Source organism: Portibacter marinus (assembly GCF_021533195.1).
Taxonomy (GTDB): domain Bacteria; phylum Bacteroidota; class Bacteroidia; order Chitinophagales; family Saprospiraceae; genus Portibacter; species Portibacter marinus.
The window spans coordinates 181,881-198,859 of the sequence record NZ_JAJNKB010000004.1; the positions used below are offsets into that span (position 1 = coordinate 181,881).

Below are 16,979 nucleotides of genomic sequence, written 5' to 3' on the forward strand. Positions count from 1 at the left end.
CTAAATTACAATAATTAGTTGGCTCACATTTAATCAATATTATGGAATTAGAAAATCAGCACAAAGATATTCCTGGAAATCCATCAACCGCGAAAACGAGTCAACAGAGACTTCGCAGATTTGCTGATGCAGAAAGCCTTCGAGTTCTTTCTTTAGAGGATTGGGAGTTTTGGTTAAAGCAAGGTTATGTAGTTATTAAAAATGCGATTTCGCGGGAGCAGGCTCTTAATACGGCAGCCTTTCTTTGGGAATTTGAAGAAAAAAATCCCGACGATCAAGGAACATGGTATACTTCTCCGCGCAGTGAGATGAGGATGAAAGAATTGGCCGGAACAGGCATGGTCGAAGTTTACAATCACCAGGAATTATGGAATAATCGACAGACTCAGCGAGTATATGATGCATTCGTTGACATCTGGGGAACTGAGAAATTGTGGGTTACTATAGACCGGGCGAACTTAAATTTTCCAATCAGGCCGGGCTACGAGTACAAGGGTTTTATTCATTGGGATTATGATCCTGCAACTAAGCCACAAAATGTTCAGGGTGTACTCGCGCTCAATGATCAAACGGATGAAAGTATGGGTGGTTTTCAGTGTATACCCTGGCTATATCGAAATTTTGAGACCTGGAATCTCACTCAACCTGATGATCGAGATCGATTTAAACCGGATGTCTCAGATTTACAAGACAAAATCGTCAAAGTTCCTCTCAAAGCCGGCGACCTTCTGATTTTTAATAGTTTGGAGCCGCATGGCATCCGCCCAAACCTTACAGAGAATAAAGTCAGAATAGCGCAATATATTTCTATGATGCCAGCTCAGGAAGAAAATGAAAGTCTTCGCCAATGGAGGATTGAATCATGGAGAAACCGGGTTGCACCTGAAGGTTTTGCGTTTCCCGGTGACCCCAGAAATTGGGAACAAACCAAATATGAAACGGCAGTGTTGAGCACTTTAGGAGAGAAATTACTTGGAATGCGAAAATGGTAAGCGCAGACAATTTACAAACTCACTCTACTAATCTCTATAAACTTCTCTGCCCTATTATGAATTTCTTGCTCGGTTAGATTTTTTAACTTTTCAATGCTAAACTCTTCTACGCAAAATGAGGCCATGGTTGATCCATAAATGATGGCTCTTTTTAAATTATCAAAAGATAGATCATCCTGCCCAGCCAGGAAGCCAATGAATCCACCGGCAAAAGTATCTCCTGCACCTGTAGGGTCGAATACTCTTGCCAAGGGTAATGCAGGCGCAGAGAATATCCGTCCCTCATTAAATAGTAAGGCTCCGTGCTCACCCTTCTTTATGATGACAATCTTGGGTCCCATTTGATGGATTTTCTCAGCCGCAGTTACCAATGCATGCTCACCGGATAATTGTCTGGCTTCTTCGTCATTGATCGTAATGACGTCCACTCTGGAAATGACTTTATGTAATGCGTCGAGTGCAATGTCCATCCAAAAGTTCATGGTGTCCATCACCACTAACTTTGGCCTGGTTTTCATTTGGTTAAGTACCTGTAATTGAATCTCAGGAGTCAGATTCCCTAGCATTAAAAATTCACTTTCTTTGTAGCTATTGGGAAGCTGCGGATCGAAATCAGCCAGGACATTTAAATCTGTAGTGATGGTGTCTCTCTGATTCATATTATCATGATACTTCCCAGCCCAGAAGAAGGACTTCTTTCCTTCGACTATTTCTAAACCATCTGTATTGACGCCTCGTTGATGCAATGCCTTAATTTCTTCCTGTGGAAAATCATCACCCACGATAGAAACTAAATTAATCTTATCCGTAAAATAAGATGCTGCCCAGGAAATATAAGTGCATGCTCCACCGACCACTCGCTCTGCCTTACCATAAGGCGTTTCGATGGTGTCAAATGCAACCGTTCCAACCGTTAGAAGACTCATAGTATTGTTGTTTTGCGGCTGCAAATGTACAAATTTATTACAACCTTCAGTTTTCAAGCTATTGCTTTATTGTTGACCTAGAAAAGAACTGTTTTAGAAAGAAAATGATTACAATTAGGTTACCACATTGCATCTCAGCCTTTTTCAAGTGTCGGTTTTTAGTCTGGAACTAAAGACGTGTTATAACTTTCGCGGAAAGTGGAGATTGCAATTTGGCATACACAGATCATCTGCATTCTAATTATTCGGACCTTCGATTATGAAGTGTGACTTGAGTTGTGGAATTGTTAGGTCAATCACATTTAATCGATAGATCAATTTCCAAATCCCTCATGATACATTGAAGCTTTGTCATTGTATGCGAGTTTCAATCATCTGTCAGATTTGGATGAACTGCAGTTGTGAAAAGGTTTTATTAATACCGCATTTGCCAATAGGGGTTTTTTCGTCCTTCTATGGACTCAGCAATATACTCCTTTGCACGCTCGTTTTTTTCAGCTACTGTCAATTTGCGACCCTTCATCCTTTTAGGAATAGGCAATTCGACACGCTCTTCCGAAAATTCAATTTTCTTAGCCTCTACCACCACATCACCATCATTATAATCTAGACCAAGAATCATTCCTGGCAGGCCATAAAAACCTTCTGGGCCACCATATACCGGAATATCACTCGTAAACCAGGCATGTATTTTTATATCTTTCACTGTGTCAATCGTCTCTGCCTTCATGCAAAGGTATCCTGCCACTTCTTTAATTTCATTCAGAATCTTCCATTTAATGCGGGGTGCATCCTGCTTCATAATATAAGTACGTCCGAGGAAGTCTACTTTGTCATACATGGTTTGATCCTCGTAATCTCGTATCAATACAAAATCATCTTTCTTCCAGGAGTATCCATACTCACTGATTTCTTCTTTGTAAGTGTATAAGCTTTCATCTTCATTAAAATATAATATGTAGGGCTGTCCCCAACTCGATCTTTTACCCCAGGTTAAACGTTGGCGATCCTTTTCTTCCTGACTCATGAAGGGCATATGTGACATAATTTTCACCCAATCCTGAGTTCTTTCGTATTCAATCGTGCCAGATGTTTTTTGGCCAATTAGACCATTTGAAAACATGACTGCGATTATTCCAAGAAATATCAGTTTTTTCATTTCAGTATTAAAATTTTAAAATTCTATATATTTTTTTCAACATCCGGCGGGTTTGCCGCCGGTTCGCAACCTATTTTAACTCCGTTAAAATTCCTTCGGATCGGTTGCTCCTACCACCAGCCATCTTTTCTAACATCAGATTTCATTCCTCTGATATTATAGGTAACACTTAACATCAAATATCTACCTATCGCAAATGTTTCAGATGTTGTTACCTGATTTCCGGACGCAAACTGTCTCACATTTAAATTTCTATCCAATGCATCATAAACCGATAATCTTGCCTCCAATTTATCGCCCTCCAAAAATCTTCTATAAATTGATGCATTCAAGATCGGTACACCTTGATCCACTCCGAATCGCTCATTGCTAAACTGAGCGTAATTAAAATTTGAATTGAGGAAGATACCCGCGACGGTCTTGGCATTAAATTCAACGCTGTAGGTATTGTTAAGCGTACGTTGATCCTGAGATGTATTGATACTATATTCCGTATTTACAACATTAAAACTTGCATTAGCATACAAAGACAAATTCTCTGAAGCTGTGAAATTTAATCTAATACTAGGTCTGTAACTATTAGAAATAGTTTCATTAAGAATCTCATTCACAATCGCAAAGCTTTTCCCATAATTATAGGAAAAATTCATTCTTGCCGTGAGCTTATTCTTCCAAATTGGTATACTTAAATTGGTCCAATTCCCGATTCTCTGACCACCTGTATAATTGATAGGTGTTGTATACGTGACCAAATTTTCATCCACTGTCTCCTTGTTAATGATTTCATCCACATTGTAGGTGTAATAAATATTTACACTGAATCTCAGAGAAGTAGCAGGTTTATTAATACTAAGGTACATATTCACATTATGATCGATTGATGGCACCAATGCAGGATTACCCTCTCTGATAAATAGTGGATTTCTATTATTGACGATCGGTTGCAAGTTTTGGATAGATGGTTCTTGTGCTCTAACATCATATCCGGTTCTGAAATAGCTATTTTTTATAGGTTGAAAATTAATAGAAACATTGGGTATCCATTTTACATATTGCTTGTCCACCTCACCTTCAATTTGCTGTGCGCCTTTTCCATCGTAGTCTCCTTTTAAATCGAAATGCTGATAAGCCCCCCCTAATGAAATATTGACACCCTGATACGTGTACCGCACTTCAGAACCTAACCTGTTCAGCATGATCTGGTTTCTATAAATTCTACTTAAAAATCCATTGACGACCTGATTTTCATTGGTGATATCAAAAACGTCCCGATCACCACTTTCTATTCGTGTACTATGATTAAAAAAAGTCTGAAAGAAAAACTTCTTACTTAACGGTTCAACGTATAACGCATTGGCCTTAAATTGACCCTTTTTGCTCAGCGAATTATTGACCTGATCGATTAAATTCACATCGTCCACAACTTCATTTTCCCCGTAAAATAAATTTTCAGATTCTAATGTCCCTTCATCTTCCAGTGATGTATTCAAGTAGGAGGCATTCACACCCATTCGACGCCCTCTTTTTGCAAACTTTTTACGAAGGAGAACCTGACCATTGATGAGATATCCATTGGTATTCAATAGATCGACAAAGTCACTCGTTGTGCTTAGCTGGTTATTTCTTGAAAGTTCGGTATATCCAAACTCTCTATTGACGGTGTTAATGGAAGCTAAATTTAATCCCATTTTAATGGTATGGAAAGTATCGATTTCCTGCTCAAAACCAATTTCTGCTCTATGACCAGAGGATACATCGTCGTTGATGACATTGGATATATTATTTGATGTGAAATCTTCGAAGAATCGTTCTGTCCTCGAATTGGTTTCCCTTTCTAACCCCGCCTGGTTGAAATAATACACCGTATTGAGTTTGGTATCATTGTGGTCATAATTGACATTGACTCCACCATTGTAATTCTGTGGAAAACCTCCATTGCTTCTGTTGTTAAAAAATACATTTTGAATACTTGATTCAAGTCCATTACCTCCTCCGCCGAAAGAGTAAAATCGGCCTCCTCCACCACCAAATCCATAATCTCCTCCATCATTAAAATTGAAGGAATTAGAACCCATAAAATCCTGGTAGTCATCCCAGCCCAGTCCATTCCGTCCAGTGTTGTTACCTACTCCCAAGATCGAAAATTGAAACTTTTCGTTGAACTTATTGTAATTTCCCTTTAATTCTGCCCTGGACTTAGTACCCAGACCTCCCACTACTTTTCCAAAACCTCCTGCTTTGAAATCTTCCTTCAGCTCCAGATTCATAGTCTTGGTTTCTGCTTCACCCGTTGATCCAGTAATCTCTTCTTCCTCAGTCTTGGTATCAAAAACCTGAACTTTACTGATTCCTTCAGCTGGCAAATTCTTAGTAGCTGCCTTAGGATCTGAACCAAAAAATTGCTTCCCATCCACTGTCACACGATCCACATTTTTTCCCTCTGAAGTTACAGAACCATCCGAATCTACTTCCATTCCAGGCAAACGCCTGAGCAATTCTTCCACTGTCGATCCTGGTGGAACCTTAAAGGTAGAAGCATCATATTCGATGGTATCTCCTCGAATTTTCATCGGTGCTTTGGCAGCCTTGATCACTACTTCCATCAGTTCCTCTGCTATTTCTACCAATTCCAGTCTACCCAAGTCCACGTCGCTTCCATCTGTAGAACTCGCATCTATGGCTAATGGAATATATCCTATGTATGTGATCTTAACAATGTGTTGACCGTTAGGCACTTTCTTAAACACGAAAGATCCATCCAGATCAGTTCTGGTAAAATCTATCATGGTGGAATCTGACTTCTCCAGTAGTAAGACTGTGGCAGCCACCAATGGGTCGTTCAAAGTGTCGAAAGCCATACCGTCAATTCGATAATTCTTTTGGCCATTGGCATAAAAACAAAAAATGAGTAGGGAAAGAGAGAATAGAAGTTTTTTCATTAGTTTGGATTTGATTAAGTTAAGTCATTCAAAGCTTAACGTAATTATACGTTGATAATTTTACGTTTACATGTAATAAACTGTTAACAAAGGCTTTTTATAGACTAACGATGCTAAAACATGGCTAAATGGTGTGCCTATAATACTTTGTGCTTGCCCAAAAGTTAAGAAAACTTTACCATTTTCAGTAATTCTGGAAAATCTATCGATATTCCTATAAAATCATCACTCCAACTGTCCAAATGAAAATGACGGTCCAAATGAAAGCTCTGACCCTATTTACTATTAATAATTGGGCAAGTTCAGAGGCCAATTCATCTTGATGATCGATCGCATGATGCAGTGGAATGGCCCAAACAAATGTTATGATCCAAGTGGCGATGACTAGAGCAAGATTACCGATGATAAATAAGGATTGATGAATCGTTGCCAGATAAATGGCCACTCCGAGCTGGGCTAACATTAATGGAGCTACAACCCAGGAAATGCCTAAAGTGTACTTTGGATGCCATTTCTTAAGATCTTCAACAGCATAAAACTGAAAAGAGGGATAGATCGCGAATTGTACGACCCACACGAGCACCACCAAACCAAAATCGATGATTAGTTTAGTATATTCGATCATTCAAGTCCTTCAATTTCTGCCCACTCTTTCTGCAATTGCTCAAACCTTACTTTCATGTCTTGATTAATATGCTGGTAAGTGCCACTAGTCATTCCATAGAGGTATCTCAACTGTGATACGTAGCGCTGTTCAGGATAGGCGATTTCATCCTCATTTTTCAATCTTTCGAGTTTGCTTTCAAGAATTCTAAGCTGTGCATCTTCCTTCTTGGTCCGATCCTTATTATCTTTTAAAGCCTTTACCTTCTTTTCGGTCTTCTTAACAAAATCGTTCACTTCATCGACCAATGCTCCAACCTTCATTGCAAATGCTTCCTGCTCGCGGTAATCTTTCAGCGTAAAACCATCTTTCTTCAGCCTTGGATCCGCCATTAATTCAAAACTTCCCTTCAAATTAAAATTGTCATTAAAAAGTTTTACCTGATAAATTCCCGGACTGACCAAAGCTCGATTATCATGTCTTAAATTCCATCTGAGTTGATGGGCTCCCTTGCTGGTCTTCAATGATTTATTTTCTACGTATTCAATGATACTTAGATTCATGTCTTCTTCTGTGCCACTTGTGTCTTTGCTTTCACTTTCTGATTTGTATCTCCTGATTACATCTCCCCTTTCATTGGTGATTTCCATGAAAAGTATATCCTCAATAGAATCATTCAGGTAATAGCCTATTTCGACACCCGGTGAAGGGTAATCAATATGTGTAGAGATTTGATCTGCTCCCCGACCACTGCTATATCGATACATATAGGTAGGCGATGGGGGATATAATCCAATTTCCTTTGAAGTAGACAAAGATGAATCAGCCTTTCTCAAGGCCCCCAGGTCATCAAAAATCCAAAAGCCTCTTCCCATGGTACTCATCACAAGGTCATTTCTATGCAATTTCAAATCGGTGATCGGCACTATGGGAAGATTTTTTTGAAAGGCTTCCCATTGATTGCCACCGTCTACACTCACAAAAAGTCCATATTCCGTACCTGCATATAGAATTTGCTCATTTATAGGATCCTCTCTTACGACTCTGACCGGGTAATCCTCGGGAATGCCATTATTTATTAATTTCCATGTTGCACCGTAATCATCCGTCATATAAATGTAGGGCATTGGATCTCCAAGTTGGTATCTCAATACAGCAACATAGGCTCTTCCTTTGACATGCTGAGAGGGCTCTACGGCATCCACTCTTCCTCCCGGTGGCAAATCACTTGGGGTGACTTCTTCCCATGTTTTTCCATCATTTTGTGTCACATGGATCGGACCATCGTTGGCTCCTGTCCAAATGACCCCTTTTTCAAGCTTAGATTCCTGGATGGCATATATCGTACTGTAAAATTCTTCCCCAGTAATATCTCTTGTAAACGGTTCGCCTGAAACTCCTTGTGTTTCCGGGGTGAAAGCGGTCAGGTCAGGTGAAATGGTTTGCCATGTCTTGCCTTCATCTTCAGTTTTGTGAACAAATTGGGAACAGTGGTAGATCACTTCAGGATTATGAGGAGAAATATGAATAGGTGAGACTCGTTGAAATCTGAAAGGAAGATCCTTTGGATCATGTCCATACATGAAATAGGCTCCCACATTATAAGACTGTTCGATTCCCGTACTTTTATTGAATCGACTAAATCTCCCTTTGCAGTTCGAATAGACAATATCTGGATTATTCGGATGCGGCACTGCCGGACCGGTTTCACATCCTCCGGTATTGGTAATATAGGCCGTATGTCCTGCCTGCATCCCATATGGTGGAAGTACAGGTACGGCAACTGTAGAGTAGTTATCTTGCTGTCCTCCGTATACCCAGTAAGGATGATTGTTGTCCACTTCTATCTGGTATATTTCTGAAGTAGGCTGATTAAATTGAGTTGACCAAGTTTTTCCGCCATTTAGGGAAATATTAGCACCACCATCATTGGATTCTATGATCAATTTAGGATTGTTGGCATTGATCCATATATCATGATGATCTCCATGCCTAGCATCAAATCTTTCCCACGTTTTACCTCCATCATGGCTTTCAAACCCTCTGGTTGCCAATGAGTATAGATGAGATGCATTGGTAGGGTCGGCATATAAGTTACAGTAGTAAAAAGGTCTGTTTAAAAGTCCTTCTTTATCAGAGATCTGAGTGAAATTTTCACCACCATTATCGGTCCTGTATAATCCACTTTTCTTACCTTCTGCTTCTACCAGGGCATAAAGTCTTTCAGGGTCGGCAGGAGAAACAGCCAGGTCGATTTTACCTTTCAATTGCGGTAGGCCATTATCCATTTTTTTCCAGGTGTCCCCTCCATCAGTGGATTTGTAAATTCCATTTTCTTCTCCACCACTAATAATGGTCCATGGCTTACGTTCAGCTTTCCAGGCCGCAGCATAAATGATATTAGGGTTTGACGGGTGAAACTCTAAGTCAGAAAATCCGGTTTGGTCAGAAACATACAATACTTTACTCCAAGACTTACCACCATCCTTGCTTCGATAAACGCCTCGTTCTTCATTGGACCTAAAAGCATTTCCAATCGCAGCAACAAAAACAACATCAGGGTCATCTGGGTGTGTTTCTACACTGCCGATCTGTCCTGTTTCCTTCAGTCCCATGTGTGTCCAGGTCGCCCCCGCATCGATGGATTTATAAATGCCTCTGCCTTCTATCAAATTACTTCTCATTCCATCTGTACCCGTACCCACAAAAATGATGGACGGATTTTTCTGGTACACTTCAATGGAGCCTATGGAGGGCGTCTCAAAAAAGCCATCGGAAATATTTTTCCAGGTCTCACCATAATCTTCAGTTTTCCACACTCCACTACCTGTATATCCGGCATAGAAAACATTTTCTTCATTTTGAACCCCTTCAACTGTGGTAGATCTTCCACCTCGTTCAGGGCCCAATTCACGAAATTGGCCGGGAATAAAATTCTGAAATTCCTGACCAAATAAAAGAGCGGGGAAAAGTAAAATAAAGGCAAATCTCATTTTCAAATTTTAAATGTGAGCGCCTAAGATAATGAAGTGAACTTAAAATGGATAACCTATTCCTGCACTTAGAACCACATTTTTTCTTAACCAGGGAAACACCCCTTGTTCCGGAGACTGGTGTATCCACCGCTCTCCCTCTGGTTCATAAGGGGTATACAGAGGTATTCCAAAATCCAATCTCACCGCGAAAAAGTCTACATCCATTCTCAGGCCAAACCCCGTATTCCAGGCTAGTTCCCGGTAGAATTCGCCCCATCTGAACAGACTTTCAGGCTTGCCTTCTTCAGGCCGCAACAACCATACGTTACCAGCATCGAAAAAGGTAGCCCCACGGAAAATACTATATAAAGGGAATCGATATTCAACATTGAGCAATAGTCTTAAATCTCCAAACTGATCGATAGGATTTAAATTCTGACCAATGTTCTCGGGCTTAGAGCGTCCTGGCCCTACAGATCGAAAAGCAAATCCTCTAAGTGAAGTTGGGCCACCCATGTAAAATTGCTTGGTAAAAGGAGAGGTTTGTGAATTACCATAGGGCTCAATCAAACCAAGATTGACCCTAAAAACAAAATTTTCAATGGCGGTAAACTTTCGTATAAATCTGTATTCGATATCCGTTCGGAAATATTGAGATATAGGAACGCCGGTGATTTGATCCGTAAACAGCGTAGCGGTATTACCAGAGGTTTCTACGGTCCACCTTAAAACATATGAATTTCTTTGACCTTCTGTCAGCTTATTGGTGTGCCCAAGCGTAAAAAGCGATCCCATGATCAATTGGTCACTGTATGACAAAGCTAACACTGGCCTTTGCATGGCCAAACTATCAAACTCTGCTGTAGTCCTGAATACGTTGATATAATCTACGAAAATGGGTTGAAAAGTAAAGCTAAATTGATTGTCTGTTTTCCATTCATAACCAAAATTAGACTTAATGGTATTGACATTAAAGTATTGAACCCAAAGTTGGTAGTCATCTTCTAATTTTAAAAATGTTTTTGGAGGAACTGAGGATTGAAATTCTCTGGTCTTAAATGGGACCAAAAGTCTGGGTACTTCATAAGTGGCTGACGCATTAAGGCTCAATATTGAAAAACCTAATCTGGTGTCAAAATATTGCAATTCTGTTCCTCCGCTCAATGCTAAACGCAATTTTTCTGCTCGCCGAAAGGAATTATTATTACTGAAACTGATCGAAAGATTTGATCCCAAAAAACTTCGGTCAGAAGTCGAGACCTCACCTTCGTAGAGAAAGCTTTTATATTCTGTGGGAGTCATTAAAATGTCAACCTCTAAGCTGTCTGTAGCAGTTTTCTCATACTCAATATTGACATACTTAAATATATTGAGGTTTACCAGCCTGGAAAGTGTTAGGTTATAATCCTTGACAGAAAAAAGGTCACCTTTGTCGATCAGAATATTGCTGGCCAAAGTCCTTTTATCTATAAACCGAAAATCCTCATAAACATTTAGATCTTTAAAATTGTAGGCAAAGTTTTCACTGCTTCGATAACCACTTCCCAAAGCTCCTGCAGTGGTGTAGGCATTCACTTCACCAATAAAGTATTTTCGGTGAATCGAATCATTTTCAGGCTCCTTTATCCGCATGGTGATATCCACCGAATCTATAGATGCAGTATCTATCAGGTAAAAGATATCATCGGCATTGAAGTCAAAGTACCCTTTCGATCGTAAATATTCCGATACATCCAGACGTTCGATTTGAAATGCTTCCAGCCGATAGCGGTCCCCCTCTTTCACACTCATTCTTCGATAATTCCGGATCAGACTATCAACTTCTGTATCGTCTTGCGGTCGCTTGACATTTCTCATGATGGTCGGACGTGTAGGCTTTATCTCATAATGGATGATGGCACTTTTATTTTTTTCAATAATTTCACTGTTTACAGGGCTGTAAAAATGTCCCTCGTCCTGCATTTCCTTTTTAATCAAATTTTCCATCAAAGAAAGGTTGACCTCATCGACATATACGGGTTCTTTGGCGAATCTATTGTAAATGAATTTTGAATACCATTTGTCCTTACTTTCATCGAAAGCAAAATACACCCAAAGATTGAAGTAAACCAATCCTAATAGCTTACTGTTGGGCGCTGGATATAAAGAGCTTTCTATCGCTTCTCTTACCCGATCTTCTTCAGCTAATTGCACATCTCCGGTAAACTCAATTTCAGTTCCTTTATAAAGTTTTTTATCTTCTGGCACATACTTGCTAATGGAGCATGATGTACATAAGATTAATATGACCCAAACCGCACTTATCTTGCTCATTTCTTCGTTTTTATTTGACCAAACTCCGTCTTATAGGAAAGACCCACTCCCGTTTTCCATATATTGCTGTTATTCAATGCATTAAAGTCAGATTTCTGAAACACTTTAACCCGAAACTGCCCTTCCTCAGTCAATAAGTATTGGATGACAAAATCGCCGGCGAAACTTGAAAAGTTGTTTGAAGCCGCCTGACCTGTTTCCAGGTTCGCATTACCACCGGCAGATATTATTAGCCGATCATTGAACAATCGTTGCTGAAGTCCAATTCCAAATTCAGTAATGTTCTGGCCATTGTTGACCGCATCCTGGTATTGATCGATGTTAAAATCAATCTCGAAACCATCTGCTCTGGAGGCCAGTTTATTGAGTTGGGTGTTGATCAGATTTCCCACGCTGTTCACTGCCGTTGAAGTTCCGACATTGGATATATTTCCTCCACTGCTGCCACCTGTGAAACTGTTAAACAAAATGATGCTACCCACCTGCTCCAGGAGCTGGGTCTCATTGAGGCGCAATTGAGCAAGAGCATTTGTGATGGCGTTTCCAACGGGACTACTGGTCACCTCTGGAGCAACAATATTAAAAGATAAATCAGGAGAAGATAGCACTCCACCCACATTCAGAACTACATTGACCCTGGTTCTGGCCGAACCGCTTCCTTCATCTATTCCTGCGCCTGTTTTCTGCAAGAGCGGTGTTAAGCTAACATCAGCACCGTAGATGGCACGTAAATCTAATCCAGCATTATAAGGATCTCCTTGAAAGACAATTCTGCTTCCGGCATCAATTTCGAAAGTTCTTCGGATGGTATTTTCGTAAGAAACCCTATATCGCCCTTCTGATACCACATATTCTCCCACAATATTCAGACTGCCATCCGCCGAAATATCGACGGCTAAGTCAGTATTTCCTCTAACGTCCAAACGATCTCCGGTTACGGGATCTACAACAACATGAAAAAGTGCATCATCACTGGCACTCAGAGCCAGATCCAATTCTATGGAACTGTTGGGTTGATACGCTTTCATCGAAATACTATCGATGGCATCTTCACCACTAATTTCAGATCCGTCATAAAAAACCATATAAGATTCCTGTGTTAGTACAGCTGCAGAACTAAGCAATTGAACAGTCAGATCTGTACCTTCCAGCGCAGTGATATCTGCTGTTATTACGGGAAGCTCCGTACTTCCTGTAATTTTAGCATCCACTTTTCCAACAAAAACACCATAAAAGTATTCGCTCTTGTTTTCTTTGGAGTTTAGGAACTTGAAAGCCTCTGCATTAAAATCTAAATCAAATCTAATGTTGGTGAAAAAGTCATGCCTGATATCACCCTTCAAATAGGACAACCTGTTCTCCTGATCTTGTAGTGTTGCGTCCGGCTTTATGAGACCATCTGCTACATTAATTTTTCCTTCTTTAATGCGATATATGGTTCCAAGGTCTACAATAAATGCTTCTACCTCCTGAAAGTACAAAGCTCCAGATATATCAGGGTCTGCAATCCTCCCATCAATCGCGATATAACCCTGCATGGATCCTTCTAGATCGCGAGCGTAAGTATTTACAAACGGTGCGAATGGCTCCAGATTTAATCGATCTACCAATACTCTTCCAAACAAGTAAGAGCTGGACAGATCATATTCAATATTTCCATCCATCTTCACTTCCTCACCTGTTAACGTCATAACCGCTTCTACGTCCTGACCATCCTTGGTCGCGTCCAGAACAAGGTCTCCTATATTAAATTCATTAAAGTTAATCTCATAAATGGTCAAATCACCACTGATAGGGGTCTCATCATCTAAACCTACTTCCAGATCCCCATTGATCTGGCCGGTAACATCTAACGAATCGACACCTACAATCTCCACCAGGTTATTCAAATTGAAGTCGGTAAACTGTAAATCTATTTTTTGGTTGGAACCTGAAATGTTAAAAGCTTCAGAGCCATTATTGATATTGATCGGAGGAATAGTAAACTGACCTCCATCCAAGGTAATGCCGGAATCTTGCGTTAGATTCCAATTCTGATTATTTAATATGAAATCCTCCATAAAGTTTAGGACAAATTCCGTACTGTCACTTGAAGTTATTCTGGTTGTAAAGCCCAAACTTTCTTCATTTTTTTGATTCCTGATCAGCGTACTGAGCGTCGCAGATTGTTCTCGGAGTATTAAATCCATATTGATCCCTCCAAGGTGTATAGATTCGGTTATTGAGACAGAATCAATATTGAAATTGGACTCGATTTGCTCATCGTCATTACTAGCTTTGGCGGTGATTTCTTCTATGTAATATCCATCATAAGTAACGCTGGGAAGGTGGAAGTCAAATTCTGTCAAATTATTGGGAACATCTAATGCAAATTCCAGACTTGCGGTGTCCATTTTCTGGATGGGCACATCAAAAAAGTTGGCAATTTCCACCACGTCATACATCTTAATAGTAGCGTCTATCACATCATTACTGACCACACGTTTTTCTTCGGGGTCTAAGATAGCATCTTCACCGGCCGTCCTTCCTAAGAAAGTCTTCAATGGAAAATATTGATCCAGAAAGTCTAGAAAAACATCACTTAGAACACTGAGTTTATAATCACCTTCTACGCTTGCTGTCATGAATGGGGCATTCAAGTATAAACCTTTATTGCCATTTTCTCTGGTGGCTATAAGATCAATTGAATCTGCAGTCCATACCCTATCTCTTTTTGTTAGTTTAATGTTCTTTATGGTCAACTCCCCGTCTGCATCATCCAGATTCAAGCCGGCGATGTCCGCATCAATGTCTAATTGGACCTGAAAGAGACTGTCAGATAAATTGAGTTGCTCTAAGTTTAAGGTATCTAACGCCAGATTGAAATTCATCACAGGAATAGAGTCATTTAAATCCACCGTGCCTTGAAAGTCCAGCTTGACATTTTCATCATCAATATTCATCTTTCCACTGAACTCCATTCCATCTACCAGTCCGTCTACTTCAATATTCTGGTAGGTATAGCCATTGTATTCTAATTTAGAAATCACTCCGTCCAACTCAGTGCGTATTGATTCTGTGTCCAGTCCGCTTCCATCAATGTTTGCGGTCATAGATATTCTACCGATGCTATCATCTTCCAGCAGTTCCCCTAATTGAAAATCTTCCAATTGGAGTCTTCCCTGGTAAGCAGCGTCATCGTAATCCTCATTGAATAAGATACTCAAATCTGTTTCCATATCACCTAAAGAAGTGTTGAAAGATCCATCAAGTGTAATATCATAAAGGTCACCTTTTGCTGTTCCGGCATAGGTGATGGTATCAAACTTTTTGATCATGTCTGGTAAGGAATCTACAAAAATTGTAGCATCTTGATAGCCAGTGGTGATGTGGTGAATCTTAACATCATACTTCAGTGCATCAGTATCGGTCAGGTTTTCAAGTTTCCCACTAAATTTAGCTTCCGCAAGTGATTCAGTGTAAATTTCTAAGTTTTCTACCATCATGGATTGCAGGTTACCGGTACCTCTTAAATTAAAACTTATATCACCGATCTCTTCCATTTGACGTTTGATGGTGTCATTAGGTAAGAAAAGCGCATATTCTTCGTAATCTGCCTTTCCGGAAATTTTGAAATTCTGAATTCCTATATTTTCTGTGTTGGAGAGATTCTTTATTCTACCATTGGCATCCAGCACCGTATTGCCCGCTGCCAGGTGTAATTTATCGAGCTTTAAGTTGGCAAAGGTGCCGGAAGCAGAACCATTGGCCTCCAAAACCTTATCCTGAAAAGGACCTAAAGCATCTAAAGAAACAAAATATTGCAAATCTTTAAAGGAAAGATTGATACCAGGGATATCTAGTTTCACTTGCGTTTTTGAATCCAATTCTGATAATGATTGCAAGTTCTGATAATTAGTTTCCAGACTAGCATTAACCTTACTGTTAGGTAGGTCAATGTTTAAATTCTGAATACTCAAGGTTTGGTCTGTAAAGACAATCTTAGAATTCAGATCATTGAGTTGAAATTTATTGTTGAGATTAAAGTGAAGTTCGTCTATGCTTCCTTCCAGTTCTTGATCATTCAAGTGCAAATCGCTCAAGCTCAATTGTAAATTATTTATATCTATGTATCTGCTATCAAAAGTATCTGCCGGCTCAAAACCTTTTTCTTTTAAGGCAATCTGTGCACCATTAACGTTGATTTTATCAAAGGTAAGGTCGTATGGAACGGAGCCTAGAGGAAATTCTAATGTAGAGGTGCTCGTGTCGACAACCACCTTATTATTATTGGCGGGCTCTGTCAAACTCTCAACAAATAGACCATTTAGATCGATACGGTCTATGTCGATCACCTCACCTACCATGTCGAACTTACTGATCTTAATAGCCAATTCATCAAAATACAGCCTGTTATCACTATCCAGTAAATCAGCATAAGCCCTGAAATCATTGAAATTAACCCTGTCCAGATCAATCAACATTGGATTCTCAGAAGGTGTAGTGGTAGCTGTATCTGCAGAGGCGAAGGCATCGATGGCAAACTGAAAATTAAAAATGCTGTCCTGGTTTTGGGAAACTTTGATCACTCCAGTGTTGAGTGTGGCCTGATCAATTTCTAACACATTGCGAAGCAATTTCAGAAAGGCAATATCTACATAAATCTCGTGAGCATATAGTAAGGTATCACCACTTTGATCCTCTATATAAATATTTCTAACGCAAGCATTGTCTACAAAATTCATAGCCACCTTGTCAATGGAAACGGTCGTATTCAGTTGTTTGGATAGCTTTTTAGTGGCAAATTGGGCAATTTTAGTTTGCACAGCAGGAATTCTTAATATCATCAACAATAGAAAGATGAATAGTATAATCCCACCTAATATTTTAAGAAAAAGTTTACCTATTTTTTTACCCATAGTTAGTAATAGTCTATATCGAAGCTGAAAATAAGGCATTCAGTTCGGAATCATCAAACTTTTAAACATTCATTAACCATGGAAGTAAGCTATAGGTTTTGTGTTTGCTCAAACGAATGGGTCATCCATTAAATGAATTTTTACACATTCTAGCATGATGAAAAGGCAATGAG

At 39.7% G+C, this 16,979-nt stretch carries 8 protein-coding genes; 1 reads left to right on the top strand and 7 read right to left on the bottom strand.

Annotated elements, in window-relative coordinates; all coding sequences use genetic code 11:
- The first annotated feature begins 41 nt into the window (after positions 1–41).
- A complete protein-coding gene (locus L2567_RS11825; protein WP_235297985.1) occupies positions 42–992 on the top strand; it encodes a phytanoyl-CoA dioxygenase family protein in 951 nt (316 codons plus the stop codon).
- Positions 993–1,003: 11 nt separating this feature from the next.
- Here L2567_RS11825 and L2567_RS11830 read toward each other — a convergent pair whose 3' ends face one another.
- The 7 genes from L2567_RS11830 to L2567_RS11860 form a co-directional block, all read right to left on the bottom strand.
- Positions 1,004–1,918 carry a PfkB family carbohydrate kinase gene (locus L2567_RS11830; protein WP_235297986.1) on the bottom strand — a complete coding sequence of 305 codons (915 nt, stop codon included), beginning with the start codon at positions 1,916–1,918 and terminating at the stop codon, positions 1,004–1,006.
- Between the two features lie 415 nt (positions 1,919–2,333).
- Positions 2,334–3,077: a GLPGLI family protein gene (locus L2567_RS11835; RefSeq protein ID WP_235297987.1), complete on the bottom strand. Its 744-nt coding sequence runs from the start codon at positions 3,075–3,077 to the stop codon at positions 2,334–2,336.
- 110 nt (positions 3,078–3,187) lie between these two features.
- Positions 3,188–6,016: an outer membrane beta-barrel protein gene (locus L2567_RS11840; RefSeq protein ID WP_235297988.1), complete on the bottom strand. Its 2,829-nt coding sequence runs from the start codon at positions 6,014–6,016 to the stop codon at positions 3,188–3,190.
- Between the two features lie 214 nt (positions 6,017–6,230).
- Positions 6,231–6,641 carry a hypothetical protein gene (locus tag L2567_RS11845; protein ID WP_235297989.1) on the bottom strand — a complete coding sequence of 137 codons (411 nt, stop codon included), beginning with the start codon at positions 6,639–6,641 and terminating at the stop codon, positions 6,231–6,233.
- Positions 6,638–9,613, bottom strand: a complete 2,976-nt coding sequence (locus L2567_RS11850; protein ID WP_235297990.1) for a VPS10 domain-containing protein — start codon at positions 9,611–9,613, stop codon at positions 6,638–6,640. Before L2567_RS11850 ends, L2567_RS11845 begins: the two co-directional genes overlap by 4 nt.
- A 42-nt stretch (positions 9,614–9,655) precedes the next feature.
- Positions 9,656–11,908 (bottom strand): translocation and assembly module lipoprotein TamL, encoded by a 2,253-nt coding sequence (gene tamL, locus L2567_RS11855; protein ID WP_235297991.1) that lies wholly within the window; start codon positions 11,906–11,908, stop codon positions 9,656–9,658.
- Positions 11,905–16,806, bottom strand: coding sequence for a translocation/assembly module TamB domain-containing protein (locus L2567_RS11860; RefSeq protein ID WP_235297992.1), 4,902 nt, complete (start codon positions 16,804–16,806; stop codon positions 11,905–11,907). The genes tamL and L2567_RS11860 overlap by 4 nt, the downstream gene beginning before the upstream one ends.
- Between the last annotated feature and the right edge of the window lie 173 nt (positions 16,807–16,979).

What these genes read in the sequence shown, in the direction of transcription:
- L2567_RS11825 (WP_235297985.1), top strand. Translation starts at nt 42, where the DNA reads ATGGAATTAGAAAATCAGCACAAAGATATTCCTGGAAATCCATCAACC.
- L2567_RS11830 (WP_235297986.1), bottom strand. Translation starts at nt 1,918, where the DNA reads ATGAGTCTTCTAACGGTTGGAACGGTTGCATTTGACACCATCGAAACG.
- L2567_RS11835 (WP_235297987.1), bottom strand. Translation starts at nt 3,077, where the DNA reads ATGAAAAAACTGATATTTCTTGGAATAATCGCAGTCATGTTTTCAAAT.
- L2567_RS11840 (WP_235297988.1), bottom strand. Translation starts at nt 6,016, where the DNA reads ATGAAAAAACTTCTATTCTCTCTTTCCCTACTCATTTTTTGTTTTTAT.
- L2567_RS11845 (WP_235297989.1), bottom strand. Translation starts at nt 6,641, where the DNA reads ATGATCGAATATACTAAACTAATCATCGATTTTGGTTTGGTGGTGCTC.
- L2567_RS11850 (WP_235297990.1), bottom strand. Translation starts at nt 9,613, where the DNA reads ATGAGATTTGCCTTTATTTTACTTTTCCCCGCTCTTTTATTTGGTCAG.
- tamL (WP_235297991.1), bottom strand. Translation starts at nt 11,908, where the DNA reads ATGAGCAAGATAAGTGCGGTTTGGGTCATATTAATCTTATGTACATCA.
- L2567_RS11860 (WP_235297992.1), bottom strand. Translation starts at nt 16,806, where the DNA reads ATGGGTAAAAAAATAGGTAAACTTTTTCTTAAAATATTAGGTGGGATT.